The organism is Psychrobacillus sp. FSL W7-1493, from assembly GCF_038004905.1.
GTDB lineage: Bacteria > Bacillota > Bacilli > Bacillales_A > Planococcaceae > Psychrobacillus.
On record NZ_JBBOSB010000001.1, the window covers coordinates 1179857 to 1206562 of the forward strand.

The 26706-nt window shown below is 36.4% G+C and carries 24 protein-coding genes and 2 pseudogenes; 20 read left to right on the forward strand and 6 right to left on the reverse strand.

The window, feature by feature from the left end:
• Positions 1 to 50: 50 nt before the first annotated feature.
• Together MKX96_RS19585 and MKX96_RS05945 are read left to right on the forward strand one after the other, a co-directional pair.
• Positions 51 to 143, forward strand: a pseudogene (locus MKX96_RS19585) (DUF4357 domain-containing protein); the annotation flags it as partial.
• A 117-nt stretch (positions 144 to 260) separates the two neighbouring features.
• Positions 261 to 485 (forward strand): annotated as a pseudogene (locus MKX96_RS05945) (YdbC family protein).
• Positions 486 to 773: 288 nt separating this feature from the next.
• Here the strand turns inward: MKX96_RS05945 and MKX96_RS05950 are convergent.
• Entirely contained in the window at positions 774 to 1358 is a 585-nt protein-coding gene (locus tag MKX96_RS05950; RefSeq protein ID WP_340885888.1) for a 2OG-Fe(II) oxygenase, read from the reverse strand.
• Positions 1359 to 1759: 401 nt separating this feature from the next.
• Between MKX96_RS05950 and MKX96_RS05955 the strand changes: the two genes are divergently transcribed.
• The 12 genes from MKX96_RS05955 (at position 1760) to MKX96_RS06010 (ending at position 15518) form a co-directional block, all read left to right on the forward strand.
• Positions 1760 to 3187 (forward strand): excalibur calcium-binding domain-containing protein, encoded by a 1428-nt coding sequence (locus tag MKX96_RS05955; RefSeq protein ID WP_340882756.1) that lies wholly within the window; start codon positions 1760 to 1762, stop codon positions 3185 to 3187.
• 582 nt (positions 3188 to 3769) lie between these two features.
• Positions 3770 to 4609: a nuclease-related domain-containing protein gene (locus tag MKX96_RS05960; protein WP_340882757.1), complete on the forward strand. Its 840-nt coding sequence runs from the start codon at positions 3770 to 3772 to the stop codon at positions 4607 to 4609.
• A 402-nt stretch (positions 4610 to 5011) separates the two neighbouring features.
• On the forward strand, positions 5012 to 8035 hold the full coding sequence (locus MKX96_RS05965; protein ID WP_340882758.1) for a 3'-5' exonuclease: 3024 nt from the start codon (positions 5012 to 5014) through the stop codon (positions 8033 to 8035).
• A 58-nt stretch (positions 8036 to 8093) separates the two neighbouring features.
• A complete protein-coding gene (locus MKX96_RS05970) occupies positions 8094 to 8423 on the forward strand; it encodes a hypothetical protein (RefSeq protein ID WP_340882759.1) in 330 nt (109 codons plus the stop codon).
• 212 nt (positions 8424 to 8635) lie between these two features.
• Positions 8636 to 8833 carry a helix-turn-helix transcriptional regulator gene (locus MKX96_RS05975; protein ID WP_340882761.1) on the forward strand — a complete coding sequence of 66 codons (198 nt, stop codon included), beginning with the start codon at positions 8636 to 8638 and terminating at the stop codon, positions 8831 to 8833.
• Complete coding sequence (locus MKX96_RS05980) at positions 8830 to 9258, forward strand: hypothetical protein (protein ID WP_340882763.1); 429 nt, start codon at positions 8830 to 8832, stop codon at positions 9256 to 9258. The genes MKX96_RS05975 and MKX96_RS05980 overlap by 4 nt, the downstream gene beginning before the upstream one ends.
• 164 nt (positions 9259 to 9422) lie before the next feature.
• Positions 9423 to 10259 (forward strand): hypothetical protein, encoded by an 837-nt coding sequence (locus MKX96_RS05985; RefSeq protein ID WP_340882765.1) that lies wholly within the window; start codon positions 9423 to 9425, stop codon positions 10257 to 10259.
• A gap of 154 nt (positions 10260 to 10413) precedes the next feature.
• Positions 10414 to 11769, forward strand: coding sequence for a spore germination protein (locus tag MKX96_RS05990; protein WP_340885890.1), 1356 nt, complete (start codon positions 10414 to 10416; stop codon positions 11767 to 11769).
• The gene (locus tag MKX96_RS05995) at positions 11766 to 12860 is read left to right on the forward strand and encodes a GerAB/ArcD/ProY family transporter (RefSeq protein ID WP_340882767.1); all 1095 of its coding nucleotides are present in this window, start codon (positions 11766 to 11768) and stop codon (positions 12858 to 12860) included. Before MKX96_RS05990 ends, MKX96_RS05995 begins: the two co-directional genes overlap by 4 nt.
• Positions 12857 to 13963: a Ger(x)C family spore germination protein gene (locus tag MKX96_RS06000; RefSeq protein ID WP_340882769.1), complete on the forward strand. Its 1107-nt coding sequence runs from the start codon at positions 12857 to 12859 to the stop codon at positions 13961 to 13963. Before MKX96_RS05995 ends, MKX96_RS06000 begins: the two co-directional genes overlap by 4 nt.
• 226 nt (positions 13964 to 14189) lie before the next feature.
• On the forward strand, positions 14190 to 14924 hold the full coding sequence (locus MKX96_RS06005) for a glucose 1-dehydrogenase (protein WP_340882771.1): 735 nt from the start codon (positions 14190 to 14192) through the stop codon (positions 14922 to 14924).
• Positions 14925 to 15290: 366 nt separating this feature from the next.
• Complete coding sequence (locus MKX96_RS06010) at positions 15291 to 15518, forward strand: hypothetical protein (protein ID WP_340882773.1); 228 nt, start codon at positions 15291 to 15293, stop codon at positions 15516 to 15518.
• A gap of 401 nt (positions 15519 to 15919) precedes the next feature.
• On the opposite strand, the gene MKX96_RS06015 is transcribed toward MKX96_RS06010, so the two are convergent.
• The 5 genes from MKX96_RS06015 to qoxA form a co-directional block, all read right to left on the reverse strand.
• Entirely contained in the window at positions 15920 to 16654 is a 735-nt protein-coding gene (locus MKX96_RS06015; protein WP_340882775.1) for a YgaP family membrane protein, read from the reverse strand.
• 516 nt (positions 16655 to 17170) lie between these two features.
• Positions 17171 to 17452 (reverse strand): cytochrome aa3 quinol oxidase subunit IV, encoded by a 282-nt coding sequence (gene qoxD, locus MKX96_RS06020; RefSeq protein WP_251556239.1) that lies wholly within the window; start codon positions 17450 to 17452, stop codon positions 17171 to 17173.
• A gap of 1 nt (position 17453) precedes the next feature.
• A complete protein-coding gene (gene qoxC, locus MKX96_RS06025) occupies positions 17454 to 18050 on the reverse strand; it encodes a cytochrome aa3 quinol oxidase subunit III (protein ID WP_251556238.1) in 597 nt (198 codons plus the stop codon).
• Positions 18047 to 19996, reverse strand: a complete 1950-nt coding sequence (gene qoxB / locus MKX96_RS06030; protein WP_251556236.1) for a cytochrome aa3 quinol oxidase subunit I — start codon at positions 19994 to 19996, stop codon at positions 18047 to 18049. The genes qoxC and qoxB overlap by 4 nt, the downstream gene beginning before the upstream one ends.
• A 61-nt stretch (positions 19997 to 20057) precedes the next feature.
• Positions 20058 to 21002: a cytochrome aa3 quinol oxidase subunit II gene (gene qoxA / locus MKX96_RS06035; protein ID WP_340882780.1), complete on the reverse strand. Its 945-nt coding sequence runs from the start codon at positions 21000 to 21002 to the stop codon at positions 20058 to 20060.
• A gap of 588 nt (positions 21003 to 21590) precedes the next feature.
• On the opposite strand from qoxA, the gene MKX96_RS06040 reads away from it, so the two are divergent.
• The 6 genes from MKX96_RS06040 (at position 21591) to MKX96_RS06065 (ending at position 26657) form a co-directional block, all read left to right on the forward strand.
• Positions 21591 to 23045, forward strand: a complete 1455-nt coding sequence (locus MKX96_RS06040; RefSeq protein ID WP_340882781.1) for an aldehyde dehydrogenase family protein — start codon at positions 21591 to 21593, stop codon at positions 23043 to 23045.
• 19 nt (positions 23046 to 23064) lie between these two features.
• Positions 23065 to 23895, forward strand: a complete 831-nt coding sequence (locus tag MKX96_RS06045; protein WP_340882782.1) for a methyl-accepting chemotaxis protein — start codon at positions 23065 to 23067, stop codon at positions 23893 to 23895.
• A 261-nt stretch (positions 23896 to 24156) separates the two neighbouring features.
• Positions 24157 to 24669 carry a hypothetical protein gene (locus MKX96_RS06050; protein WP_340882784.1) on the forward strand — a complete coding sequence of 171 codons (513 nt, stop codon included), beginning with the start codon at positions 24157 to 24159 and terminating at the stop codon, positions 24667 to 24669.
• 34 nt (positions 24670 to 24703) lie between these two features.
• A complete protein-coding gene (locus MKX96_RS06055) occupies positions 24704 to 25249 on the forward strand; it encodes a hypothetical protein (protein ID WP_340882786.1) in 546 nt (181 codons plus the stop codon).
• A gap of 132 nt (positions 25250 to 25381) precedes the next feature.
• Positions 25382 to 25591 (forward strand): hypothetical protein, encoded by a 210-nt coding sequence (locus MKX96_RS06060; protein ID WP_340882788.1) that lies wholly within the window; start codon positions 25382 to 25384, stop codon positions 25589 to 25591.
• Positions 25592 to 25811: 220 nt separating this feature from the next.
• Positions 25812 to 26657, forward strand: a complete 846-nt coding sequence (locus MKX96_RS06065; RefSeq protein WP_340882790.1) for a hypothetical protein — start codon at positions 25812 to 25814, stop codon at positions 26655 to 26657.
• The last annotated feature ends 49 nt before the right edge of the window (positions 26658 to 26706 follow it).

Here is a 26706-nt window from a genome sequence, read left to right on the forward strand (position 1 = left end):
CAAGTAATAAATGATGAGTATGTAGTCATGGAAGATTTTTTTCAAGTCCATCATTAGCAGCCGCAATTGTCATGGGAAGAAGTGCGAACCTGTTGACAGAGTGGAAAGATAGATATGGAAAGAGTTTGAAAGATATAGTTTAATTAATACTGTGTTTTAATTAGACTTGAATGAGTATGTTTGAAGTGAAAGTAGACTAATAGTTAATAGAGTAGTTTATAATTGAAATGTAAGCGTGACTATTAAACGGATGTGATAATATGGATGAAATCAAATACGACATTATCGAGACCCTTGCAGTTTTATCGGTGGGTAAGAAATGGAAGAAAGAGTTAAATTTGATTAGCTAGAATGATTGAGAACCGAAATATGATATTCGAGATTGGACCGAAGATCATGATAAAATGCGTAAAGATGTTACTTTTACCTTATCGGAATTACAAGCCTTGAAGGATGCTCTAAATAAACTACCAGAATTAGAATAAATAAAGGGGCCGGATAAACGGCTCCTTTATTATTTGTTTTTCTTTGGAACTTTCATCTTAGCGAACCAAGTGGGCTTATAATTGGTTAAGCTATGTCCTTTTTCTAAATATCGGAATATTACTCGATGTTCTTTAAAAGATTCGATAATTGGAGAGAGTTCTTCTCCATCTATTAACCGTTATTTTACTGTTGTAAAATGTCAGCAACTATACTAATTTTGAGGAGTTTGGTTGCATGCTCCTTTTTTATTTATTATTCTTTGGAGCTTTCAATTTAGCAAACCAAGTTCATCTTATTTTCTGCTTCCTCATCCACTGCGTAGCAACCCACTTTTCACCAGTAATCACTGGTGCGCCACCATGTAGAGTTAACTCATTTAGAGTTTGGTCGTTATAGAAATACTCGAAATATACGGCCATACCTTTTTTGGGCGTTACGGTAAAATTCAGCTTAGGGAAAAAGGTTTCTCCGCCTTCTTCTACATCATTTAAGTACATGACAAGCGTACTAATTCTATTATTATTTGCTGCTTTGCTTGTTGATGAAAAGAAATCAAAATGGGCTTTATACTCTTGACCAGGCGTATACTGAAGAATTTGAAGGCCTTCTCCGTGTTCAATAGGTATATTCATTACAGTTGAGATTCTTTTTTCAACTCTAGCAACAATAGCGTTTTCACTTTCCTCAATAAACGTACCACTACTTGTTCTTTGCTCATTTTCTTCGCGTGTCGCTCCAATTTTGGAACGTTTCATTCTGTCCTGAGACAATCTGATTAGCTCATCGCACTCTTCGTCACTTAACATATTTCCTAAAACCACTACTAATGGCTCCTCTAATCTAGCGACTATATCAATCTCTCTATCTGACATTATTTTATGTCCAACGTGATCAAAGATAGTTTGCTCTTTCTTTTCAGTTATCAAAAACACAACACCTCTTCATCTGTTCAATTTTCAATACGAGTAATACTTACAGGAGTTAATGTCTTTTTTTTTACTTAAGATACTTATATAAAAGTATGATTCTATCCCTTTTAATGGAATAAATTTTATTTAATTTTATCATATAATTTATATGAATCTAAACTTTCTGGAAATTATAGTGTGATTATTTTTTTAGAAATATTAATGATAATGGGAGAGAAAATTTCTGCTATAAGGGCCAATTTATTTCTGACAAAGGCCTCCTATTAATTTGAAAATTACATAAACCTCTAAATATGTAAAACCCGTTTATAATAAAGAATGATATTTTAGATGGAGGTACATGTATGCATAAATGGGTAGGAAATAGACCTACAATAGGTCAGAAAGCCTTAGTGACAAAGTACGGAAAAGTTTTAGAGCAAGCACGACATACCGTTATAAATTCAACGGATACAGTCTTAAAAGTGATAGATGCGGAATTTGACAAAAAGAGTGGTAGGGAAGTAGCCGGAGTATTGGTATTAACAACCACATCCGTCCTTTTTCTTTCAAAAAGCGAAAATATGGTTTATACATATGGTCAAGTTAGTGATATCCGTGTCCAGAAAGAAGGCAAGGATAAAAATGAGTGGCAATTAACACTTAGTATCGGCCGTACGAAACGTAGGTTTGATGATATTAAAATTAACGATGACAGCAAAGAGTTTATTGAAATCCTGGAACATATAGTCCATCACAAATCAGCCAATGTACTCACGACAGTTACCCATAATTTTGATTGTTTCTTACATTCAGATAGATTAAATGATTTGCGATCTAATAACGTGAAAATAACAGCATTTGTTATGAAGCGCAATAATCTTGGTCATGCAAAAAATGGAGAGAGACTGTTAAGAGAAAAACATAGAGATGCGAAGCTAATTGCGGAAGGCTACTATCAAAGTGCAAAGAAAAAGGGCAACTTTGTTGTAGTGGAAGATACTAATATTTTAGTTTATGAATATAACGACAAGGAACGAACAGCTACATTAATGAACAAATGGCCATTTACGTTCTTTTCTCATGCAGTCATTGACCAGTTTGCTATGAAAACTGTAATAAGCAGACAAGAAGGAGATTTAGTTTTAACTAGCTCTGGTAAAAAGTTTGTTGCTCTTTTAGTAGATGCTAAAATAGCTTTTGAATCAAAAGAGAGAAAATGGTATCAGAAAGTGCTTGGCTTCCGCAGTGGGAAGTGGTGGAAAAAAACAATTGCCTCACTTATGTATTTATTCGGTTTTATAATCATACTAGCATTAATTTTTGCAGAAGACGTTCCAGAAACTGATACTATTACTTCAGCTACTGAGACATCTAATGAGGAGTCTAAAAAGAAGGATGATGAAGCAACTCGATTAGCCGAGGAGCAACAAAAACTAGAAGAAGCAAATCAATTAGCTGAAGAACAACGTAAACAAGAAGAGGCAAATCGTTTAGCAGAGGAACAGCGTAAACAAGAGGAAGCAAATCGATTAGCTGAAGAACAACGCAAACAGGAAGAGGCGGATCGCTTAGAAGAGGAACAGCGTAAACAAGAAGAAGCGAATCGATTAGCCGAGGAACAACGTAAACAGGAAGAAGCTAAACGAGTGGCAGAAGAACAAAAGACTAATGTTAGTTATAAAAACTGTACCGAAGCCCGTAATGCTGGTGCTGCACCAATTCATAGAGGGGAGCCAGGCTATGCCAAGCATCTTGATCGCGATGGTGATGGCATTGGCTGTGATAAATAAATTTTCGGAAGTAATTACTTCCGAAAAGTCTATAATTGTCATTAGTTTATTTAAAGGGAGTATTTGAACGAAATGTTCAGATACTCTTTTTTTGTTTAGTGATGAAGGGCGGTAATATTATTGCGACAGGGACGCCATCCCAAATCATGAGTAGTCATGAATCCATTATTCGGGAATTTTTAAAATACTTATTGAGCTATTAGGTACGAAAAATGGAGACCATCTATTAAAGATGGCTTTTATCTAGTGCGCTTGATAGCTCTTTATCTATAATCCAGCACCCCGCTATGATCCTGTAGAGGTAACAGTAAATTAAAATAAATTTTTACCATTGAAAGATACAGCACTAATAACCAAATAGTGCTGTTTTTTGTGTGAGTTATTATCATTATGTATAAAACAAGTAATAACGGCAACCAAATTTAATTGAATTATGAAACCCGTAGTCCTAGTTAGAAAACTAATAAACACTAACTGGATTTTAAACGAAATTTTCTAAAGCTCACATTTTTCTGCCTCATTAAATTTAGTAATAAACTTGATGGAAGTATTAACGATATAAAAGGGAGGGGGGAAGTCTACATGTTTTCAAGAGTAATTAATAATATTTTTAAAAGAGAGTCAACCGAAAAAGTATCGGTTGAAGTAAAGGGGAAAAGCGAGAAAAAGTCCAAACCAACTCCTTCAAGAATCGGTGAGCTTGGTGAATATAAAATCAATATACAACTTGATCGACTTCCTAAGAATAGCAAATATCTAAGTGATGTATTAATTGAAAATAGTAAAGCCAAGTCTGGATATTCACAAATTGACCATGTTGTTTTTACTCCATATGCAATATTTGTCGTAGAAACTAAGAATTATAGTGGAATTATTTATGGGGATAGGAGTAGGACTAAGTGGAGTGTTAATGGGAAATTTCCAATGATGAATCCATTTAATCAGAATTATGGTCATATACAAGCGATTAAGGGAGTTCTCGTGATACATGACGAGACACAATTTATCTCAATGGTATCTTTTACTAAAAGATGTACTTTTAAAGTAAATGATGAATTAAGAAAAATACAATCGAATGATTTAATCGTTTATGACACCGAATTATCGGAGTATATTACGAGGAAGATTAACGTACTAAAACTTCAAAATTCGAAACCAATTTATTCTACGAATGAATTACAGAGCTTATATAATACAATAGAGAGTGCTAATATATTGGATTTACATATAAGAGATAAGCATGTTGAACTGCTGAATGAAAAGGACAAAGAAACTATTAAGGATGAAAATAGCCTATCGATTTGTAAAACGTGTGGTAAAGTAGTATCTGAAAAGGTTAAGCGATATTGTTTGGCAAACAAATCATGTTTTAAAGGTGATATTTATTGTTGTGATCATCAACGATTGTTAAAGCATGGGTAATTAAAGGGTTGGTAGTTTCAGCAAAGGGCTAGGTCATATACTAAATAATATCACTTTATTAAAAGCATTGGTAATTTATACTAATGCTTTTTTGTTTTTAAGATACTTATTAGCCTTTATCAAGACTTTATTTGTGTTTTATATTGTTTTAAATTAGTATTAAAGTTTTATTATAACGATAATTACTTAGTGCTTATTTTTGTGGTTATTTATACTTTTTATAAGTAAAATAGGACTATATTATCTTTGAGGTTTTTATAGAAATGTTAAAATATAGTTAGTGGCCGTATCATTTGTAATGTATTTTTTAAACGTTAATAGTTTCCGTATAGTACATTAGAATGAATTGTTTTTAGGGTAGTTAATTTGGTTGCTATTGCTTATTAAAAAGGAGTAAATTTTATGGATTCTAAAAATCAGATACAAACCAAGATTGATAACTTGGAAGAAGCAGCAAAATTAATGTTGGAAGAAATCATACATTTAAAATCTTATCTAGAAGTTATATATATAGGAGAAGATAAAAAGGAAGTAAGCGTAGAGGTGTATGACAGAATAGGAATTAGCATAACTCCCGATTCGTTTATTACATTCACTCTTCCAGAATCTAACTCATTTAGAGAGTTAGTTTTTGAAGAAAATAAAATTATAGATGTTCCGAATGATATAGATAGAGATATTCCAGATTTACGTAAAAAACAAGATGACGGGGCTGAGTTTAGTTACTTTAAAGAATTAATTAGTTACTTTAACTCGTTAGTAAATAAACCAATTCGTTCAAGGTATCAAGTAGCAGATTTATTTGAAGCCGGCTTACATACAGAGACACCATTAAGCGTTGCAGACGCTCATCAAAAGAAAGAAACGATTAAAAAATTGATGCCTTCTCCATATTTTGCCCGCATAGATTTAACTAGTTATACAGAGGATAAAAAACAAACTTTTTATATTGGTTATGAAGGGTTTGATGGTGATGGTAGAGAGGAATACTCTATATTTAGTTGGACTACGAATATTGGTAAACTCTTCGAAAAAAAGGAAAGCATTTTTAATAAAGTTATTGATGATCGTAAGATGGGCAAAGTGAAAATGACTTTTGCAAGAAATATAGATATAAACAAAGGACAAATTATAAAATTACATAAGCCTTTTGGAGAGACTATATACAATGAAGCTTTGATTAACAAGCTCGCATCTAAACATGGAATTGATATGGAAGCCATAGTGGAGACTATAGAAGCTGAACAAAGTGAGGTTATCAGGCAGCCTATACGTGCTGGTGAAACAATCATAATACAAGGATCAGCTGGGAGCGGTAAATCTGCAATTGCTTTACAGCGTATTAGTTTCTTGTTAACCGAATACAGAGATATTATTAAAAAAGAAGATTCCATAGCATTCTTTGGACCAAATGAATTATTTCTAAAGCATATAAGCAGAGTTCTGCCTCGTTTAGGTACCTACAAAGTTAAGCAAACGACCTTTTTAAATTATCTAAAAGACATTGTTTCAATTAAGCAAACAAAAACTTCTTCAGATGAAAGATATAATTCTTTTAAAGGTAGTATTGAATATAAAAAATTTATAGAGTTTCAAACAAACTCTATCTTGAATAATCTTATACCTTGGAACAAAGAGTTTTATATAAGTAATAATGAGCAGGTTACAGCGATAGCTATAATGAAAATTATTGATGACAGCTTACAATTTCCGTATAAAGAACGAAAAAGTATTATTATTAATCACATAGAGCAACTGTTGAAGGAATCAAGAAATTTTAATCAAGAAATTATTGCTACTATAGAAAAAAGAATGCAAGCATTCATCATCCAGGAGATAGAAGATTTACTTAAAAAAGTATGCGGGGAAAATAAAGAACAGCTCTTTTCCCTATTAGGAGAAAATACAATTCAGATTTTGAATATTTATGAATCACAAGTTAAGAGAGATAAAAAGAAGAAGAGTTCTGATATTTTTTATTTTTCACCACTAACAAGTGAGGCCAGAAAAATAAGGGATGTTTTACAAGGTCTATTAACAGAAGACTTCAAAAAGATAATCCATAATTTTACAAACTTATACAACCAATCATTTTTGGTTTTTGATTCACAAATATATTCATTGCTTCAACCATTTATCGATGAGTACATTGAGAAGAAAAAACAAGTATATATTAGTAAACGATTGTCTGAACATCTTAATTATGTCTATCCATACTTAGTGGCACCTTTCAACGAAGTATTAGAAAGTAAGGAAATAGAGAGTATTATTTTGAAAGCTGAGCAAGAGTTTCTTCAATATTATTCCTCGCATTCGAAAGAGGAGATACAGAGTGTTTTTCAAAAAGTATTAGATAACTTCGAGAATTTATGGAATTTTACGTTTGAAGAAGAATTAAAGAAGGTCATAAGAAAGCTCTTTCTGAATAATAAAGTTGAAGTTATCTTCGGTGATCGGTTGTTTGACAAACCGTCTGAAATACAGATACCAATGGAAGATTCTTCTCTCATAAGAACAAGAATAGAGAAGTTTGTTGAGAGTAGATGGTTGAACTCTCCAGAAGAAGTTTATCGCAAAATTTTAAAGAACCCCTATAATCTTATCGAAAAGTATGATTGTCCCGACATTAAAAAAAATATTTCTTATTTAAAAGAAGAAAAATCTTTACATGATATAGATTTGCCTGCATTATTTTCTATCTATTTAATTATGCGTGGGAAATTAGAGGATTCAAAAAAACTTAATTATCTTATTGTTGACGAAGTACAAGACTATTTGCAGTATGAATTATGGTGCCTAACACAATTATCTAAAAAGAATAGTATGATGCTCCTTGGTGATTTAGGACAAAACCTTAATAAATATAACCAGTTTGACAATTGGGAGTCTTACGCAAAGATTTTAGGGGATGTTTCCTTCTATAACTTGAAAAAAACTTACCGCTCCACTAAGCAAATTGTTGAATATTCCAATCGTGTAATTGAGCCATACAGCAAAGGAAAATTCGAATTACCAAATACTATTTTTAGAGAAGGTCCACAAGTAAAAGAAAAGAAAATCTCCATGGAAAACAAGATAGACTCTATTTTAACTACAATAAAAGAGTTAGAACAAGCTGATGACTCATATGAAACAATCGCTATCTTGTGTCATGATAAGTCAGAAGCAAAAGAAATTTATGACCTTCTTGCCAAACAAATTGATACACTTCACTGGCAAAGATCATATGACGATTCAATTAGAACCAAATATATTGTTTCAGAAGTAAGATTAGTTAAGGGATTAGAATTTGATTGCGTTATAATTCCTGATATGTCTTTATATGTAAACGACGATTTTGATAGAAGACTTGCTTATGTTGGGGTAAGTAGGGCCTTACATGAATTACATGTGCTGTATAAAGAAAAGATTTCTTTTTTTGAATAGATCATCCCTTAGAAAATGCACGATTAGAACTCTCAAAAAATTGAAAGGAGTTATAGTAATGAACCCTTTAGAGGTGTGGGAAAGTTTATTAAAAGAAAGTGCTGAAAACCCAATAGAATTAGAAACAAAAACTGGCTTAAACTTTAAACTAGCTTCTGGAGGCATTTTTTTAATTGTATTTGAATCTGAAAAGGAACCATCAAGTAAATTAAAAAGTCCTCGCCCCATATATAAAGAAAATTTTTTGAAAGTTTTTCCTTATTATGAAAAATGGGTAGCTGAAGAAAAAGGAATAAGTAAAGAGATAACTTCTATTACAGTTAACTCAGTATATATAATGGCTGGTATTAAATACCAATTAAACCAAACTAGAAAATTTACAAACTAGTTTTAATAAATAACCATTTAAATAATGTAACGATGCTTGATAGGTTTAAAACCTTTCATTGCATCGTTTTTCTATTTGTAAAAGTTTTGGCTGTTTCAGGTCCAGTAGGACTGGGAGATTAGATTATTATTAATTTGACTTACACAACCACTTTATGTAACATATAAATTACAAATGACATATATACATTACATTTACCTCGGAGGCATGGCATGGTCAATCGTATGAAAATTGCTAGGATGGAAAAAGGGTTAACGCAGTCCGAGTTAGCTAAAAGAATTGGCGTTACTCGTCAAACGGTGGGTTTAATCGAAAAAGGGGATTACAATCCGACCCTTCAGTTATGTATAGCGATTGCTAAAGAGCTAGATAAAACATTAAATGATTTATTTTGGGAGGAATGGAAATGAATATATTGCACTGGATCTCAGAAGATGAATATAAACAAAAGGTGATTTCCAAGATATTAGTAGAGGCGGCTATTCTTCAATTTATCCTTTCCTTTGTTATGATTGCTGTCTATCTATTTACAGACATGGAGCCTCTATTTTTATTGCTGATCCCTTTTGCTGTATTTTTATTTTATTCTTTAGCTAGGTACATATTTTCAGGCATTGAATTTGCAAATGTCTTTACAGCAGATGAGATAAAGGCTGCTAAAAAGCGTAACGTGATAAGCTCCATAACCTTTTGTGTAGGGATGAGTCTTCTCTCTATTTTAATGGGGAAATCGATGCTCGATAGTGTGATGGTTCCCATCATTGCTGGGGTACTATGGTTCGTGATGAATTCTATCTCTCTTAGAAAATCTGTTCAAAAGAATGCCGACTTATAAACGTAGATCACACTCCTGTTTCCATTGAGATAGGGGTTTTTTATTTGTAAAAATTGACAAAGATGAGAGCTGATAGAATAATAGATGGCATGATCCCATCTGATATAGGTTGGTTGGAGGTAAAAGCTCTTTCACCCTACAAAAATTAAAGGACTGATTATTAAATGATGATGCGCAAATATGCTTTCTATCTCGTCTTCGTTTGTTTTGTTGCTTTTTATATTCATCAGCCGTTATTTGGATTAATCCCTAATGCAGTTGCAGGCTATATACAGGATAAGAAAGAAGAAGAGAGAATAGCTGAATTTTTAAAGGACTATCAAAAGGTGGATGTAGCCCATGTGACCATCCACTACATGGATTTTGATGCGGAGCTATTGCCAACGACGAAGGTCGCACTAGAGCGGGGGATTGAGCTCAACAATGAAATACTAGGACAGTTCAATGATTCGGTCGATTTAATCATTTTTCCTAATAGAGCTGATCGGATTAATTTGTTCGGCTTAGGTCATTTTATAAATAATAATGGTATTCCTAATTATAATGCGGTAAGTATATTTCCAGCGGATCGAGAAGATATCTTTCCAGGTATGGCACCAGCTGATTTACTATACAAAAATGTGATTCATGATTATACGCAATATGTAATTGCCCAGAGATTGGATGATCTATGGCTATCTGCTAGCTATGTGCCTACCTGGTTCTTGATAGGGATAGCTGAGTATATGAGTAACATTGGTAAGGAGACACCTCATTTAGATGCGGAAGCAGTTCGTTTAAGCTCTCTTAATTCCAAAATAGCTGGAATTGGAGAGGATGATGAAAACGCCAAGTATAATGGCTATATTCAGTCTCACTTAACGATTAAATACCTTGTAGATGAGTTTGGACCTGGCATTATCCATGAAATTCTTATAGAAACGGAGGAGGAACATAGTTTTAATAAGGCTTTTGCCACTATTACAGGTATCGAATTGTCTGCTGTACCAGATATCTATTAAATGATAAACATCCGTTAATGGAGCACTCTTGCATTAGAGTGCTTCATACGGGTGTTTTTTTGATGCTGAAGGCTTGGTACAACGGTTAAAAATGTCTCTTCTCGGTTACCCTAAACGTACTAAATGAACGTGGAGGTGTAACAGATTGGATAACATGGCAAAATCAAATCCTCCTACATTGATGGATGAGCTATCCAAAAAGTTTGAGCCTTCTAGTGATATCATGCTGAAGCCCTTGCAGATTGGTGATAACAAGGTTTACCTCTTTTATTTGAAGACAGTGGTAGACGGCAATAAACTCCACACTATCGTAATTAAGCCATTTTTTGATATGAAATCGAATGAAAGCTTTCAGTCCTATATCGAATCGTTACCAGAGCAGGTTGAGATGACGACAGGAAAAGAGCTGCAGATCAAGCTGACAAAAGGTGCTGTCCTCCTATCTATAGAGAACCGTTTATATCTGCTGGATATTAAGCTGGTCAACTCAGATGCTGTACAGCAAACTCTGATCGAGCCGACTGTTTATGGTCCACAGTTAGCGTTAAGTGAGGATTTAGATACAAACCTGAACATCATTAGACAGCGGTATCATACGCCTACTCTGATGATTGAAATGCATGATATGAAGGAAAAGTCACGTCCACAGGTTTCGATTATGTATGATGAGAAGACAGTGAAAAAGTCTGTTCTACGTAATATTAAGAAAAAATTAAACAGCTTAGAAGCTCCACTTATCCAGTCAGCGGGAGATTTGCAGCTGCAGTTGAATGGCTCTAAGGTTTCTCTTTTTCCGACGTTAATATTGACGGAGCGCCCTGATCGGATAACCTATAATCTTGCAGCAGGAAAGGTTGTACTGATGATTGATGGGAGTCCACAAGCATTAATAGCACCTATTATATTTTTTGACTTTATGGTGTCTATGGAGGATAGCTATCATACCTTTTGGATTACGACCTTTACATTGGTATTGCGTTATTTGGGCTTAGTTATATGTCTGGTGTTACCTGCCATGTATGTGGCCGTTACGTCCTATACACCAGATGTGCTGAGAACGGAGCTTGCCCTAACGGTAGCAGGGAGCAGGCTAGGAGTTCCTTATCCATCCTTTGTTGAGGTAATTTTCATGCTGCTCTTTATGGAGTTTCTAATAGAGGCAAGTATGCGTCTGCCCAAGGCAATCAGTGCAACAGCTACGACAGTTGGTGGTTTAATACTAGGTACTGCAGCTACAGAGGCTGCCTTGACCTCAAACATTATGATCATCATCGTCTCAGCGGTTGCCATTACAAGCTTCGTTATTCCAATTAGTGAAATGAGCTTTGCTATTCGGATCTGTCGTTACCTGCTGATCGTCTATACGACGCTATTTGGTACCATTGGTCTTATATTAGGGTCACTAGGACTGTTAATGTTCCTGACCAACAAGAGAAGCTTTGGAGAACCTTACTTAAAAATGTATTGGAAAGGTGAGAAAAAGGAAATAGGGGTGCCAACAAAAAAATGAATAGGTATCTGTATTACTTCATCGTTGTCACAATGGTCACCAATATCATTGCGTCTGTCCCAAGGATTTTAATGGGAGAGAGTAAAAATGGCGTCATCCTTTCTATGGTCATTGCCGTCATTGTTGGACCAATTTTGGTCAGTATCCTTGTAAACCTTTTCCGTCATTTTCCGAATATGTCCCTTCCTGAAATACTAAAGAAAAGTACATCTAAATGGTTTTACTATCCGGTGTTACTCTACTTTTCAATTTCCTGGTATCTGGCTGGTCTAATAACACTTGTAACGTATGTCCTGCTTTTTAATACGTTTATTTCTTCGGAGACCTCCATTGTCATCACGACTCTTGCATTCCTCATTATCATTTCCTTTGGGATGCTGATGAAGGAAAAAAGTGTTCTTTATACGATCGAGATAGTGTTAGTTATGTTCTTACCTATTATTTTCTTTTTAATCATGAAAGTATATACCGATCCTCGTTTGGAATGGGATTATATCAAGGTAGCAGCCACGCATATTCAGGAGTTTCCAAGCTATAATGCCTATTCGGCAGCTGCCTTTATTTTTATTGGTGTAGTAAATTTGTCAATCTTTAATAAATATATGAAGTTTAACAAAAAATTTGGGTTAAAACATATGCTCCTCCTAGCACTTGCTGGAGTATTTACTCTCTTTACAACGTATTTCGTTCCAATTGGCTTTAATGGCTTTGAGCAAATTGAAAACTTCACCTTCCCTTGGGTGACAACGAGTGATGCTGTACGTTTGAAATTTGGAATAATTGAGCGTCTCATCTTTATTTTTTTAATCGTCTTTTTAGGGGTGGCATTTATTAGTCTGCTCATACATTGGCACGTCTCTCTCAAGCTATTTGAAAGTATAGTTCATATAGAACGATTGAAATGGAAGGGAAGAAACCTGACTTCCTACGTGCTTGTGATTATTTTTGGGGTGATAGGGATACTTGTCACTAGGCAAATTAGTGAATATCAGCTATTGGAGCTTACCCTCTTTTTTTATAATATCCTGCCAATATTTTATGGCATTTTAATCGGCAGTCTGCTCATCGCCAAGAGGAGGTTAAAATCATGAGGGTAAATATTAAACTTCTCGTCATTATCCTAGTAATGGCTTGCTTCCTTACAGGCTGTGGATTTAAAGATATCGATAATCGGATATTTGTTACAGGAATTGGGATTGATCCTTCCGAGAAGGAGGAAGGTAAATATAAAGTAACACTGAAGCTTGCTATCCCAGTTTCGACTATACAGCAGGAAAAGGAGCCGAGCTATCAGTATTTGGTGCATGAAGGTGAAAATATTGAAGAGGCTGTTCGCATACTAGAAACACATACCGACAAGACGCTTGAATTTGGACATACAAAAATAATTCTCGTCAATGAAGAGCTTTTAGAAGGGGATATAAAGGAGTTCATGGACTATCTTTTCAGAAGAGGAGATATTCAAACGATTGCCTGGGTCGGTGCCGCTAAACCAACTGCTGAGGATATACTTCGAACGGAGCCTAAAGGAGAATCCGCAGTCATTTCTCCTCTCTCTAAATTTTTTGGAAACATAGGCACCGAAAGCCCTTATATCGTCTCTACGTATTTGTATGAATTTAGAAGGAGCTTTTATAGTGAGGGTATAGATGCAGTTTTACCGATCGTCGAGTCCAATGAGTCAGGTTCTCAGCTGATTGTAAATAAATCAATCATAGTAAAGGAAAAACAGGATTCGTTTCATTTATCCTCTAGTTTCACTAGGGATTTTAATGCCCTTGCCAATAATATAGGCGGTTATAGCGTTAAATTGGAAACGGATGAATTAAACCTAGTACTGAATTTAATTAATGTAAACATGAAGTACAAGGTCATTAAAAAAAATGGTCAGCCTTCATCTATTAAGGTCGATGTTAAAATGTCGGGTGTAGTAAGCCAGTCAGACAAGAGACTGCATGTGGAAAACCTAGATGAGTATAGTAAGCTAGCCTCCAAGGAAATAGAGACTCGGTTAAAAGAGCTATTTACTACGTTACAAAAAGAAGAGCTAGATCCATTTGGCTTTGGACTTAGATATAGAACCATGCAGCTGTACGAGAAGGACATGGTTGATAAATGGGAGCAAGCTTATCCGAACCTACCATTTGACTTAACCGTAGACGTCTCCTTAAAAAGCACTGGAACGATTCAATAAATACTGTGTGATTAATATCATTGTTAGTATACGTACAAGTAGTATATATTGAACTTGAGCTGGATGGATTTACATTAGTGAAGGTATTTTCTTATTTAAAAGGCTAAGAGTAATACAGTATTTTTGACATTGTAGCATCTCTTTGGTTTGGAAGAAAATAGAGCTATAATAGGGTTGTAATCGTTTTCATTATTAATAAAAAATATGATTCTTGGAGGAATTTATAATGGGTCGTTTAACAGATAAAGTCGCAATTGTAACAGGTGGAGCACGTGGAATGGGTGAGTCACACGTACGTATATTTGTAAAAGAAGGTGCGAAGGTTGTCTTCACTGACTTAAACGAAGAAGGCGGTCAAGCGCTAGCGAAGGAATTAGGAGAAAACGTACTGTTCATAAAACAAGACGTAACAAAAGCGGCAGAGTGGGCAGCTGTTATCGAAGAAACAGAAAAAGCTTTTGGTCCAGCTAACATCTTAGTTAACAATGCAGGGATCAGCATGGCTAAGCCTCTTATGGAAATGTCAGAAGAGGATTATCGTAAAATCGTCGACATCAACCAAGTCTCTGTATTCCTTGGAACAAAGGCAGTTGTTCCTTCTATGGAGAAAGCTGGTGGTGGCTCAATCGTGAACATCTCTTCTATGAACGGATTAGTTGGTGGAGCAGTTGGATACACAGACACTAAATTCGCAGTACGTGGTATGACAAAAGCAGCAGCTCTTCAATTAGCTCACTTAGGCATCCGCGTGAACTCTGTACACCCAGGCGTAATCGAAACACCAATGGTAAGCCAAGGCGACGCAGTAGAACTGATTAAAGAATTCGCTAAGCACATCCCACTTAAACGCGTAGCACAATCAGAAGAGGTTTCTAATCTAGTCCTTTTCCTAGCATCTGACGAATCAAGCTACTCAACAGGATCAGAATTCGTCATCGATGGCGGATTAACTGCACAGTAATAAAATTTGGAGAAAACTCTCCAGTAGATGGCTTTCTACTGGTGAGTTTTTTTCTGCTTGTGCATACGCTAGGGGGCATATTATTCAGGTGACCGACCGATTATTTGGAAAAACCGACCGATTATCTGGCTCGACCGACCGATTATGAGCAAGAACCGACCGATTATTTAGGATAACCGACCGATTATCGGCACAAACCGACCGATTAATGAAATGAGCACACCAATGATCACCATCAACCACCAATTTTTAATTAGCAAGCAGAACAACATCCTCTTACCTTTTCATTTGTTCACATTTCGGACAAAAAGTATTGACAAAAATGTGAACGGGGTGAATAATAATAGTTAAGAGGGGTGTTTCGAAATGGAATCATACGTAAAAATGTTACACGCTACAAAAGTTGTAGGTGCAGCCTTGTTAACTATAGGAATTGCTGTCTTTTTATATGGATCATTCATAAGTGAGTATAGTACGGTAATGGGCGTTGGAATTGGAATCGTCATGGGAGCAGTTTTCACATTTATCATTGGCATGATATTAGTCGCTTCAGAGGAAATGATCGCCAAGCAAATGAAAAAAGAGAGTATCTAAACAAGAGACGCTCTGACAAAAAGGTATTTAGAGGAGTGCTCTAGATGCCTTTTTTGTTGTTTAGGAAATTATAAAATTCTGAACCTGTGGATAAATTGATGTCTACTTCATCGCCTTGCCCCTCGGGGTCAAATGGATAAAAGCTGCTCCTGCGCAAGCTCGTCGCAAACAAGAGCGTTTGCGGTGGCTGAGGAACTGCCTCCTCGCTTTTCTCCATTTGCCTGTCGGGGCAGACATAGGCGCTCGCGCTGTTCCCCCAGTAGTCGCCGCCTCCTCTGTCAAACAACTAGAATGGAAACAACAAAACAGCTAGCTTTAAAAAGAAGTAAAAATGTGAAATCAAGTTGCCGATTTCACGTTTTTTAATTTATTGACTAGTTATGTCCCAGCCTCGATTTAGATTATTGCAAGTAATTAGGTGACGATGAGTTTTTATTTGTTGAAGTTGCACTTATTAGCGATGAAGCTTGATTGTTCCCGTTATTTTGGGAGTCTGATTTTGCATTAGTATCCTGCCCATTAGTATTTCCATTCGATGCTTGGTTAGTATTGGTATTTGATGTGCTACTTGCTGTGGACGCTTGCTTTCCATCTTTATTCGTTTCAGTAGCATTTTGTGAACCGGTCATACTTGTCAAGTCGTTAATAATATTACTAGCTTGAGGAGCAATATTTTGTGCAATGTTACCGATTGCTTGTGCTACCGTTCCACTTGTTTGACTAGAATTGTTACTCGCATTGTTTTGTCCACCCATACCACTCATATTTTGTGTGCCATTATCACTTTGATTGCCAGTCATACTTTGAGTTGTATTTCCTTTATTTACTTCTTTGGCAATATTCCCGACCATCTGCATAAAGGTTCCACTTGTTTGGTTCTTACTATTAGAAGCATTTCCGTTCATCATTTTTTGCAGTAAGTTACCGCTAGTCATCTCAGATGTCATTGCTTTTCTTGGACAATACCTTGTAGCTCCTTCTGCTGTTTTCATGGCACCATACAAGACGAGCATTTGACCTTTTCTACTTTTCGGATTACGTATAAGTTGTATAGTTCCGTAAGCTGTCATTATTGAGCCCATCATGAAACGAGCATATGCATTTCTCGAACTAATATTTTGTTGATTTTGTGTCATGTGTGCCATCCCTCCTATGGATTAATAATTAGTAAATGTTCAAATGTATAGAAATAAGAAAAAAGCAAAACGTACTTATGAAAAGAGAAGTTGGAACATATAGTTCAGCTTTATAATTCCCACCTAATCATTGAATATACAATTTTCTTACCGCTAAAGAACTCATGGAATTACTTCTTCTGGAGTAGTTGAAACTTATACCATAGGAGTGAATGTAGGGTTTCTCAATAATATTCCTTAAATTTTACCGGAATATTAAATGGATAATAGTCTTTACCTTTTTGGGATGCTTGGTTAATTACCGATAGCACTTTCTTATTACTACGTAACATTTGATTGTTGCGGCAGGAGACGCTCCAAGGATGAGGGAGACAGAGGTGATGGCTTAACGCTCAACCCACGGATAGCGTACGTCTAGAGTGGAAATACACTATCATTTGTTCCTATTTTTTTTGAGTCTAAAAAACTATTTCAACAACAAAAAAGAGCGCCTTTGAAAAGACGCTCTTTCCTTTATTACATATCCCACACCATAACGAGTAGTGTACCTAAAATCGTAAATAATGCGAGCAACAAGCCATAATACACATTGACGTAAATAGATTTTTTGTCTTCCGTTTCACCGGCATGCATGAATACGACAAGCTGTAAGCCAGCCTGTGTAAACGCTGTTAGTAGTAAGACAGTCATTCCAACTCCGAACGACATATCCATGAAGTACACCAACAGTGCTACTGCTGTAAGCACTAATGAAAACGCAAAGCCCATTACTTGTTTAAGAGGGAATAATTCTTTCATATTACATCATTCCTTTCAAGTAGATGAAGCTGAAGATGAAGATCCAAATCACATCTAGGAAATGCCAATATAGTGAGAAGATAAACGACTTATTAGCTGTTTCCGGAGTCAAGCCACGTTTCTTGATTTGTAGGAGAATAAATAATCCCCAGAACAAACCGAATGTTACGTGCAAGCCGTGAGTTCCTAGTGTCGTCAATAAAATCGCAGTGAAGGCACTAGTTTGAAGCCCAGCTCCAACATGCACATAGTGAACAAACTCATAAATTTCTACTCCAAGGAATGCTGCACCTAGAAGAAGGGTGATTCCAAAGAAAGTCATCGTTGCTTTCGTACGGTTTAAACGCATCGCGTGAATCGCAAGTCCGATTGTAAAGCTACTCGTTAAAAGTAAAAGTGTTTCGATTAATACTGGTGTTATTTCAAAAATTTCTGCACCAGAGGGACCGCTACCTACGCGGTTCTCTAAGGTGAAGTAGGAGGCGAAAAGTGTTGCGAAAAGCATAATTTCCGCTCCGATGAAAATCCAAAAGCCTAAGATTTTCAAGCTATTTTCCTCTGTGCTGTATTCTAGTGGAAGTGACTTATCTACCTTCATTTTTTAGCACCTCGCAATTTTCTTTCCGTTTCTTCGATTTCCTCTACCGAAATATATCTTCCGTGATCCTGCTCAAATGAACGGTAAGCGAGACAGCCTAAAATACCGATCAATGACACAATGGCAAGTGGCCATATGCTGAAGACCATCGCAAATCCAAAGACGAAGAAGATACAGCTCATGATAAATGGTAAACCGCTATTATTCGGCATGTGAATTTTTTCAACTTTTCCTTGGAATAACTCATAGCCGTTTTTCTTAGAATCCCAAAATGCTTGTGTTGAATCCACTTGTGGTGTAACTGCGAAATTATATTCAGGTACTGGAGTGTGAGTAGCCCATTCCAATGAACGTGCATCCCATGGATCGTCTCCGATATCGCGAGAAGCATAACGTATGCTCCAATAAATGTTGTAAACAAGTAACGCGAATGAAATTGCCATTACACCGGCTCCGATGAACGAAACCATATTCCACATTCCAAAGCCTGTTGACTCAGAATATGTGTACATACGACGGGCTTGACCGTCTAATCCCGTAATATACATTGGGATGAACGCTAGAACGAATCCAATAGACATTAACCAAGCAGTCCATTTTCCTAATCGCTCGTTTAACATGAAACCGAATATCTTCGGCCAATAGTAAGTAAGACCAGCTAGCATTGCGTACACAACACCAGGAATAATTACATTATGGAAATGGGCTACTAAGAACATCGTATTATGATATTGATAGTCGGCTGCTGACATAGCAAGCATTACTCCTGTAACCCCACCTAGTGTGAACAGTGGAATGAACATGATCGAGTAAAGCATTGGTGTCGTGAACTCGATCTTCCCTTTCCAAAGGGTGAATAGCCAGTTAAAGATCTTAACCCCTGTTGGAACAGCAATTGCCATCGTTGTGATGGAGAAGATACTGTTTGACAGTGGACCTTGACCCATTGTAAAGAAGTGATGGGCCCAAACGACAAAGGATAGAAGAGAGATAACTACCATAGAGGCAACCATCGACTTATAGCCGTATAGATTGCGTCGTGCAAAGGTGGAAATAATCTCACTGAATATACCGAATGCCGGCAAGATTAGAATGTATACCTCTGGATGTCCCCAAACCCAGAACAGGTTGGCCCAGAGCATATCCATACCACCATTATCTGTTGTGAAGAAGTTCGTTCCAAACAGTCGGTCCATCGTTCCCATTGCTAGTAATACAGTTAATACAGGGAAAGCGAATACGATAATTACGTTAGCGATAAATGCTGACCATGTGAACATTGGCATCTTCATTAGAGTCATACCAGGTGCTCTCATTTTCAGTATTGTTGTAATGAAGTTAATACCAGTCATTAACGTACCAAGACCAGCTATTTGTATTGCGATCATATAGTAGTTCGTACCAACAGAGGCACTGAACTCGTTACCTGCTAGTGGGAAGTAGGAAGTCCATCCTGCATCAGGTGATCCACCTACGATGAAGGAAATGTTGAATAATCCCATACCCATAAAGAACAACCAGAAGCTAAGTGCATTTAAACGTGGAAACGCAACATCTCTAGCTCCGATTTGTAATGGAATAACGTAGTTAAAGAAAAAGATGATAAACGGCATTGCCATGAATAAAATCATTACTACTCCGTGCGTGGAGAAGACTTCATTGTAATGCTGTGAATCTAAAAATGTGTTTTCTGGCATCGAAAGCTGATAGCGCATCATAATTGCGTCTACGCCTCCGCGGAAAAGCATTAGTAATGCAGATAGCAAGTACATAATACCAATACGCTTATGGTCTACAGTAGTAATCCATTCGCGCCACAGGTATCCCCATTTCTTGAAGTAGGTAATACCTAAAACTATCGCAAGCATCGTAAGGCCGATACCGACCATGGATGCATATATCAAAAAGCTTGGATGTGGTACGGCAAAGCGATCAAAGAAATCCATACTTTTGTTTCTCCTTTCAGGAATCTATAGCTTGGACTATAGTAATCTGGTAAACCTTCTATTAATGATGAGAATGCTCGGATTCTTCATCAGCATTCGTTTGTTCATGATTCTCATGCTCGGACTCTTCCATGTCATGATGCTCGTGATCTGAATCCTCTTCGTCTGTACCATGGTCGTGACTAGGAGCAGGTGAGAATTCTAGATGTGTTCCTGTATACGTAGAGCGCCCAAGATGTCCTGGCTCTAATAATTCTTCAAACTTATCTTCTGTAAGTGCTGGTGCAGTTTCATGTACTTCCTCTACCCATTCCTCAAAATCAGCATGAGACATAGAGGTAACGTCAAAGATGTTTTCTGCAAATCCGGATCCACTGAAGTTCGCATTTCTACCCATGAATTCGCCTTCCACATCAGCTGCTAGGTGTAAGGTAGTAACCATGTCAGACATTGCATACTTTTGTCCGCCTAGCTGTGGAATCCAGAAGCTAGTTATTGGTCCGTGGGAGTATAATTTAAACTCAATCGCACGGTTTGCCGGAATATATAAGTAGTTAACTGTTTCGATATCTTGTTCTGGATAACTAAAATGCCATTTCCAGTTGGAGGAAGAAGCATAAATGATTAACGGCTCTTGATCCTCATAGCCTTGAGGTGTCGACTCAACGATATAGTTACTTCTTACCGATACGATGGAAAGAAAAATAACGATTAGAATAGGAATCCCGACACAAATTGCTTCCACAATTGGATTTCCTTCTATATGAGGTGGCTCATAATCCTCACTTTGCTTAGAAGCACGGTATTTTATTAACACAAATACTAAAATAGCTAAAACGACAATTACGATCCCTGACATCAGGAAAATAGATAGCATAATATCATTTGCCTGTGTTTCGGCCTGTGGACCTTTAGGATCTAAAACAAGTAATGGCTCACAACCTGTTAACACAGTGACAATAGTGAAAACCATCGTCAAAAGAGCCCACTTCAATTTTAATTTCATTGTTGTACTCCTTTCCAATCTACTATATAAAGCTCAAACAACTAGTATTGGTATCAAAGAATTTCTCTCTGTGCCTCTATCTTATTACCTTCCATTTAAAAAAACGAACAATAAAACGGGACTTCACAAATTCTTCAAGAAGATTTGAACGTTCTTTTACACAATTGTAAATGTGACAAATTTATTCAAAAAAGCGTTGAAAACCATAAAGGATTAAGGGATGAAAGTTGACGCTCCAAACTTAAGTTGCTGCTATACAAGGGAATAGGGAAAGAGCTATGAGGTTTGAAATAGGATAATTTTCTTGCAATGTTATGAATTGATGGAATAGGTTGGGCTTGGTAATTATAGATGTAGACGGTAGGGTGTAAGAAAGTAAAAGTATCTTATGCGGACAAAAACAATCTATTAAGGTAGGTAATTATAAATATTAAAAAGGCCAAAAATATTAGAATAAAGAACTAACATCTGTCCCATTTCTCAAACTAAAAAACAATATATTCACATTTAATTTCTATTTTAGTAAAGTTTTTACTAATCCTGACGATAATCAAAGAGGAAATAAGAAATTATCTTGGAGGTTAACAAATGAACTTAGAAATGTTAGGTAAACAATTTATCGCTGGTGAATGGAGAGATGGCCAGAGTAATCTGGTGTTAAACAACACGAACCCATATAATGATCAACCAATCAATACATACAAGCTAGCAAATATTGATGATATAGATTTAGCATATAAGGCAGCACATGCTGCAAAGCTAGAGTGGGATAAGGTCAACCCTTACAAAAAACGCGACATTCTAGAAAATGCAGTGAAATATATGGAGGAGCATGAAGAGGAAATCACGGCTATTATCATGGAAGAGCTAGGTGGTACTCGTTTAAAAGCTGCTTTTGAAATTGGTCTTGTGAAAAATATTATCAAGGAGGCAGCTACCTTCCCTTTACGTATGGAAGGAAAAATCCTGCCTTCTACAATTGATGATGTAGAAAACAGATTATACCGTATCCCTGCAGGGGTTGTAGGAGTTATTAGCCCATTTAACTTTCCGTTCTTCTTGTCCATGAAGTCTGTTGCACCTGCACTTGGAGCTGGAAACGGTGTGGTGTTAAAGCCTCATGATGACACTCCGATTATGGGTGGAACAATCATTGGGAAAATCTTTGAAGAAGCAGGCGTACCGAAGGGATTAATAAATGTTGTAGTTACAGATATCAAGGAAATTGGCGATGCATTTGTAGAGCATCCAATTCCACGAATTATCTCCTTTACAGGCTCTACCCAAGTAGGAAGCTATATTGGTCAGGTAGCTATTAAAAACTTCAAAAAGCCTTTACTTGAGCTAGGCGGAAACAGTGCTTTTATCATATTAGAGGATGCTGATCTTGAGTATGCTGTGAATGCTGCTACTTTCAGTAGATTTACCCATCAGGGACAAATTTGTATGTCTGCAAATAGAATATTAGTTCAACGTTCTATCTATAAGCAGTTCACGGAAAAGTATGCAGAAAAAGTAGCTTCTCTTAAAGTTGGTGATCCACAAAATCCAGAAACAATCATTGGGCCAGTTATCAATGATCGTCAAGCGAAAACACTGCAAGCACTAATCGACAAAGGAATTGAAGAGGGAGCTACTCCTTTCCTAAAAGGAAACGTAAAAGGGAGATTGCTAGAACCAACGATCTTAACAGACGTTACTACGGATATGACGGTTTCCCAGGAAGAGCTTTTCGGACCAGTCGTATGTGTCATGCCTTTTGATACGGAAGAGGAGGCAATTGACATTGCGAATAACACTCGTTTTGGGCTAAGTGGTGCCATTCATACATCTAACCTAGAACGTGGAGTAGAGATGGCTAAGAAGGTCCATACAGGTATGATCCATGTAAATGATTTAACGATTAATGACGAGCCAATTGTTGCCTTCGGTGGTGAGAAGCAATCCGGATTAGGACGACTGAATGGTCAATGGAGCTTAGATGAATTTACAACTTTAAAATGGATTTCAGTGAACTATGGTCAAAGGAACCTACCATACTAATAGGAAAAGAGAGTAAAAAATGGCTGAACATGAATTATTACAAGCATTTGTTAAAATTGCTCCATTACTTAATGGGCTAGTCCAAGATGATATTACTGTGGGCATTTATGATACGGAGAAGCTGATTATTAATATCCCAGGTCAAACCTTTTCGCTAAATGTAAACCCTGGAGATCCATTAATGGAGGGAGACATCGTTACTAATTCGATAAGAAGTAATGCTCCTTTATCGGCCGTTGTTCCGAAAGAGTTATTTGGATTTCCATTGATAGCTCGTGCTCTTCCGCTTCACGATGAACAAGGCAACGTGATTGGTGGAGTAGGTATTGGGACAAGTCTCGAAAAAGCAAACAAGCTTTTTGAAATGGCCGAAAGTTTTTCAGTCATTGTAGAGCAAACGGCAGCTGGTATTGAGGATATTAGTGACTCAGTTACATCGCTAGCAGATCGTGTAACGGACATAACAACTCAAATGAAGGATGTAAGTTCTAGTGCAGAACAAATTGGTGAAATTTCGTCGGTTGTCAAAGGGATATCTGACCAAAGTAATCTGCTTGGTCTAAACGCGGCAATTGAGGCAGCACGAGCAGGAGACGTAGGGAAGGGATTCTCGGTAGTAGCCAATGAGATACGTAAGCTAGCAACAAACTCCAAGGAAAATGTAAATCAGATCAATGACATAACCAAAAATATTCAAGGATTGATTGACACATTAAACCAAGCCTTCCTAGAGGTAAATACCTTGACGGATAACCAATCTGGATCCATCCAAGAGTTTTCAGCAACTATCCAAGAGATTAGCTCTAAAGCACAAGAATTAGCATCTCTTGCACAAGAATCATTAAAATAACATCATCCAAAAGCGAACAGTCAGCTCAAATTTTGACTGTTCGCTTTTTGTATAATTTTAATTCAAACATTATGACGAACGAAAATGGCAATTAATATAGACTCTATGGAAGTTATTTCGTTAAATGAAAGAGAAGCTGAGTATGGATTGATACACTCAAAATTTCTATATTCAAAGTAACACGTTATATATAATCACCAATCGCAAAAAAGGATATAATCGTAATAAGGTTTTATTAATTTAGGAGAGGGAGGTTAGAGAATGGCTGAACTACATAAAAAAATGGGGAATGAAACACATTATTGGAATGCATGGCTGCATCGAAAGAAATTGTATGTGGAGTCTGGAATAATTGGGGTTAATAAGAATAAGGAAGAGATTCAGCTAGGGTTTTTTGAAAACGGTAAAAAGCGTTTGGAAAGTTTAGTAGAGGAAAAAAGAAATCAAGGGTTTGCGGATAGTATGGGGAAAGAGGAGCTTATCATTTATATCCATAACAATGGTAGGCAGTCTAATGAAGAGCTACAAAATGTAGGTATGGAGCTTTGTAGACAAATAGAAATAGAACTAGATGAAACTGGTGTTGGATTTACTGATGGTGTGGGAATCGATGACGAAAAAATGGTAAATATATTTTGCATTGTAGATGATCTGGAAATAGCAATTGAAAAAATCCGACGTGTGATTTCAGAGCAGAAGCTAATAGATAATAATAATATCTTCTTATATGAAAGAAATGTAGAAGAGATCGATCTATTAAAAACAAGGGGATAGTTTTCGCGACTATATACAAAGGGGATGTATTCAATTGAAAATTTTAATGATTAAGAAGTCGGGTAACAAAACTCTGTTTTGGAACATATTTGATTATCAATTTAAAAGTCCGATTATCATTGTAAGTGGCACAGTTGGTATGGAAGGTGCGAGAGAAGAGTATAAGTTAAGATTTTGGGAGAGGCCTAAAAAGTTTATGCAAACATTAGCAGCAGAGAAGGCCAATCAAGGCTATCAATTGGTTGAAGAAAAGGAACTAAAGAAAGTCTATATCCAATATCGGTATAATGAAGAGAACGAGGAAGAGTTTGAGAAGACAGAGGATAAAAGCCTGATGGTTGAAGAAATAGTGGAAGAGGAACTAATGTACACTGGCAACGGTTATGCCTATGGATCGGAAATCGGAGCAGGAGCAGGAACAAGCACATTCCAAGTTTTAGACATAGAGATTGCGTTTAACTCCATTTGGAAGCTATTATCAGAAAAAAAGCTAACAGAAGGCGTGGAAATAGCTTTTGAAACTGATGAAGGAAGCTACGTATCCTTATATCCTAAAGGGGTAGAATTTGAACTAGTATAAGTAGTGATGAAGGCCCGTTCTATGCTATAATAGGAGCCTTAGGTAGATTAGGAGCAGATGATCCCGGTTGAAAGGAAGTTTCCGAAGCTTCTTCCTTTATGTCTATTCGGAAGCTATGTCGGAGGTGTCATGATGAATAAAAGATGGACGATTGAAGAAATCCGTGAGTATGTTAAAAAGAATTCAACCAGTGAATTACTGTCGACAGAATATAAAGGTTTCTCTCAAAAATTACAGTTTAAATGTTCCTGTGGGAATGTCTTTGAAAAGACTTTAACAAAGTTTAAAGGGAGTAACCAGAAAAGCTGTACAGAGTGTGCCCCAATAAAACCATCACGTTAACTAGGAAGAGAGCTGCTATATTGCAGTTCTTTTTTTATGAACCAATAACAATACAGACATTTATTACATGCTAAAAAAGGAATTAGACCAAAAAATTTAGCGTTTTTTACAAATAAATACAAATTGAATTTAAATATACGAATTATTGGATGTATATCCAATATAGACTATTTTTATATTTAAACTCTGTTAGAATAGTATTGGAAGGGAGAGTTTTAATATGTTTAAAAAAATTAGCAAGGCAGTACTAGTTGGTATGTTGGCATTGGGAATTACGGCTTCCGGTAACATATCGGCTGAAGCAGCTACACATAAGGTTATGTGGGGCAAAACAGAACTAAAGGCAGGACAAATTGGTAAGGTAACTATTTTAGCGGACACGGATTTAGTCAAAATCGGTTCAAATGGATCGCTTAGCAAGGTTCGCACTCTTAAAAAGGGCGATGAATATAGAGTTTACACGTATAAGGGGACAAACGGCGGATTATACGGATTAGGTGCAAGTAGCTTCGTGCAAAAAAGTACAAAGTTAAAATACGAAACACCGTCTAAAAGCAAGCTTGCCTTGTTGAACAAGGAAGTACACGGTGGAATCACCCCAAAAGCAGGTATGAAGCTTACGTATTCTCCAAGCTTTACAGAGCCTACAAAGAGAGAGTTTATTACAAAAGTTGAAAATGAATTTGGTGCAACTCGCACTCTTCTGACTATACCGGGCCAGGAAATCGGTGGATATGTGTATAACGAATATACTTCTGCCGAGGGAGTTTCTTCTATAGGATTTGGTGTAAATTATACAGATTGGGGCCTATTTAATGTACAATATCCTTTAATTGAAGGAAAGCAAACGAAAGAGATAGACTGGGATGGAAATGAGAGTATAATCCATAACATCAATGTAATCAGTACAACTAGCACTGTCACAGTAAAGGCAGGCACATTCCAAAATGTTGTGATATTCAAGACTTACGCGGGTTACACTTATTACTTAGCTCCTGGTGTTGGAATTATTAAAATGATAGGCAGCGATGGAATCTTAGATGCTGAATTAATTTCGTTCAAATAATATAAAAGCCAGACCAAGCGAGTTTAGCTGGTCTGGCTTTTCTTATTGT

What these genes read in the sequence shown, in the direction of transcription:
- MKX96_RS05950 (WP_340885888.1), bottom strand. Translation starts at nt 1,358, where the DNA reads ATGTCAGATAGAGAGATTGATATAGTCGCTAGATTAGAGGAGCCATTA.
- MKX96_RS05955 (WP_340882756.1), top strand. Translation starts at nt 1,760, where the DNA reads ATGCATAAATGGGTAGGAAATAGACCTACAATAGGTCAGAAAGCCTTA.
- MKX96_RS05960 (WP_340882757.1), top strand. Translation starts at nt 3,770, where the DNA reads ATGTTTTCAAGAGTAATTAATAATATTTTTAAAAGAGAGTCAACCGAA.
- MKX96_RS05965 (WP_340882758.1), top strand. Translation starts at nt 5,012, where the DNA reads ATGGATTCTAAAAATCAGATACAAACCAAGATTGATAACTTGGAAGAA.
- MKX96_RS05970 (WP_340882759.1), top strand. Translation starts at nt 8,094, where the DNA reads ATGAACCCTTTAGAGGTGTGGGAAAGTTTATTAAAAGAAAGTGCTGAA.
- MKX96_RS05975 (WP_340882761.1), top strand. Translation starts at nt 8,636, where the DNA reads ATGGTCAATCGTATGAAAATTGCTAGGATGGAAAAAGGGTTAACGCAG.
- MKX96_RS05980 (WP_340882763.1), top strand. Translation starts at nt 8,830, where the DNA reads ATGAATATATTGCACTGGATCTCAGAAGATGAATATAAACAAAAGGTG.
- MKX96_RS05985 (WP_340882765.1), top strand. Translation starts at nt 9,423, where the DNA reads ATGATGATGCGCAAATATGCTTTCTATCTCGTCTTCGTTTGTTTTGTT.
- MKX96_RS05990 (WP_340885890.1), top strand. Translation starts at nt 10,414, where the DNA reads ATGGCAAAATCAAATCCTCCTACATTGATGGATGAGCTATCCAAAAAG.
- MKX96_RS05995 (WP_340882767.1), top strand. Translation starts at nt 11,766, where the DNA reads ATGAATAGGTATCTGTATTACTTCATCGTTGTCACAATGGTCACCAAT.
- MKX96_RS06000 (WP_340882769.1), top strand. Translation starts at nt 12,857, where the DNA reads ATGAGGGTAAATATTAAACTTCTCGTCATTATCCTAGTAATGGCTTGC.
- MKX96_RS06005 (WP_340882771.1), top strand. Translation starts at nt 14,190, where the DNA reads ATGGGTCGTTTAACAGATAAAGTCGCAATTGTAACAGGTGGAGCACGT.
- MKX96_RS06010 (WP_340882773.1), top strand. Translation starts at nt 15,291, where the DNA reads ATGGAATCATACGTAAAAATGTTACACGCTACAAAAGTTGTAGGTGCA.
- MKX96_RS06015 (WP_340882775.1), bottom strand. Translation starts at nt 16,654, where the DNA reads ATGACACAAAATCAACAAAATATTAGTTCGAGAAATGCATATGCTCGT.
- qoxD (WP_251556239.1), bottom strand. Translation starts at nt 17,452, where the DNA reads ATGAAAGAATTATTCCCTCTTAAACAAGTAATGGGCTTTGCGTTTTCA.
- qoxC (WP_251556238.1), bottom strand. Translation starts at nt 18,050, where the DNA reads ATGAAGGTAGATAAGTCACTTCCACTAGAATACAGCACAGAGGAAAAT.
- qoxB (WP_251556236.1), bottom strand. Translation starts at nt 19,996, where the DNA reads ATGGATTTCTTTGATCGCTTTGCCGTACCACATCCAAGCTTTTTGATA.
- qoxA (WP_340882780.1), bottom strand. Translation starts at nt 21,002, where the DNA reads ATGAAATTAAAATTGAAGTGGGCTCTTTTGACGATGGTTTTCACTATT.
- MKX96_RS06040 (WP_340882781.1), top strand. Translation starts at nt 21,591, where the DNA reads ATGAACTTAGAAATGTTAGGTAAACAATTTATCGCTGGTGAATGGAGA.
- MKX96_RS06045 (WP_340882782.1), top strand. Translation starts at nt 23,065, where the DNA reads ATGGCTGAACATGAATTATTACAAGCATTTGTTAAAATTGCTCCATTA.
- MKX96_RS06050 (WP_340882784.1), top strand. Translation starts at nt 24,157, where the DNA reads ATGGCTGAACTACATAAAAAAATGGGGAATGAAACACATTATTGGAAT.
- MKX96_RS06060 (WP_340882788.1), top strand. Translation starts at nt 25,382, where the DNA reads ATGAATAAAAGATGGACGATTGAAGAAATCCGTGAGTATGTTAAAAAG.
- MKX96_RS06065 (WP_340882790.1), top strand. Translation starts at nt 25,812, where the DNA reads ATGTTTAAAAAAATTAGCAAGGCAGTACTAGTTGGTATGTTGGCATTG.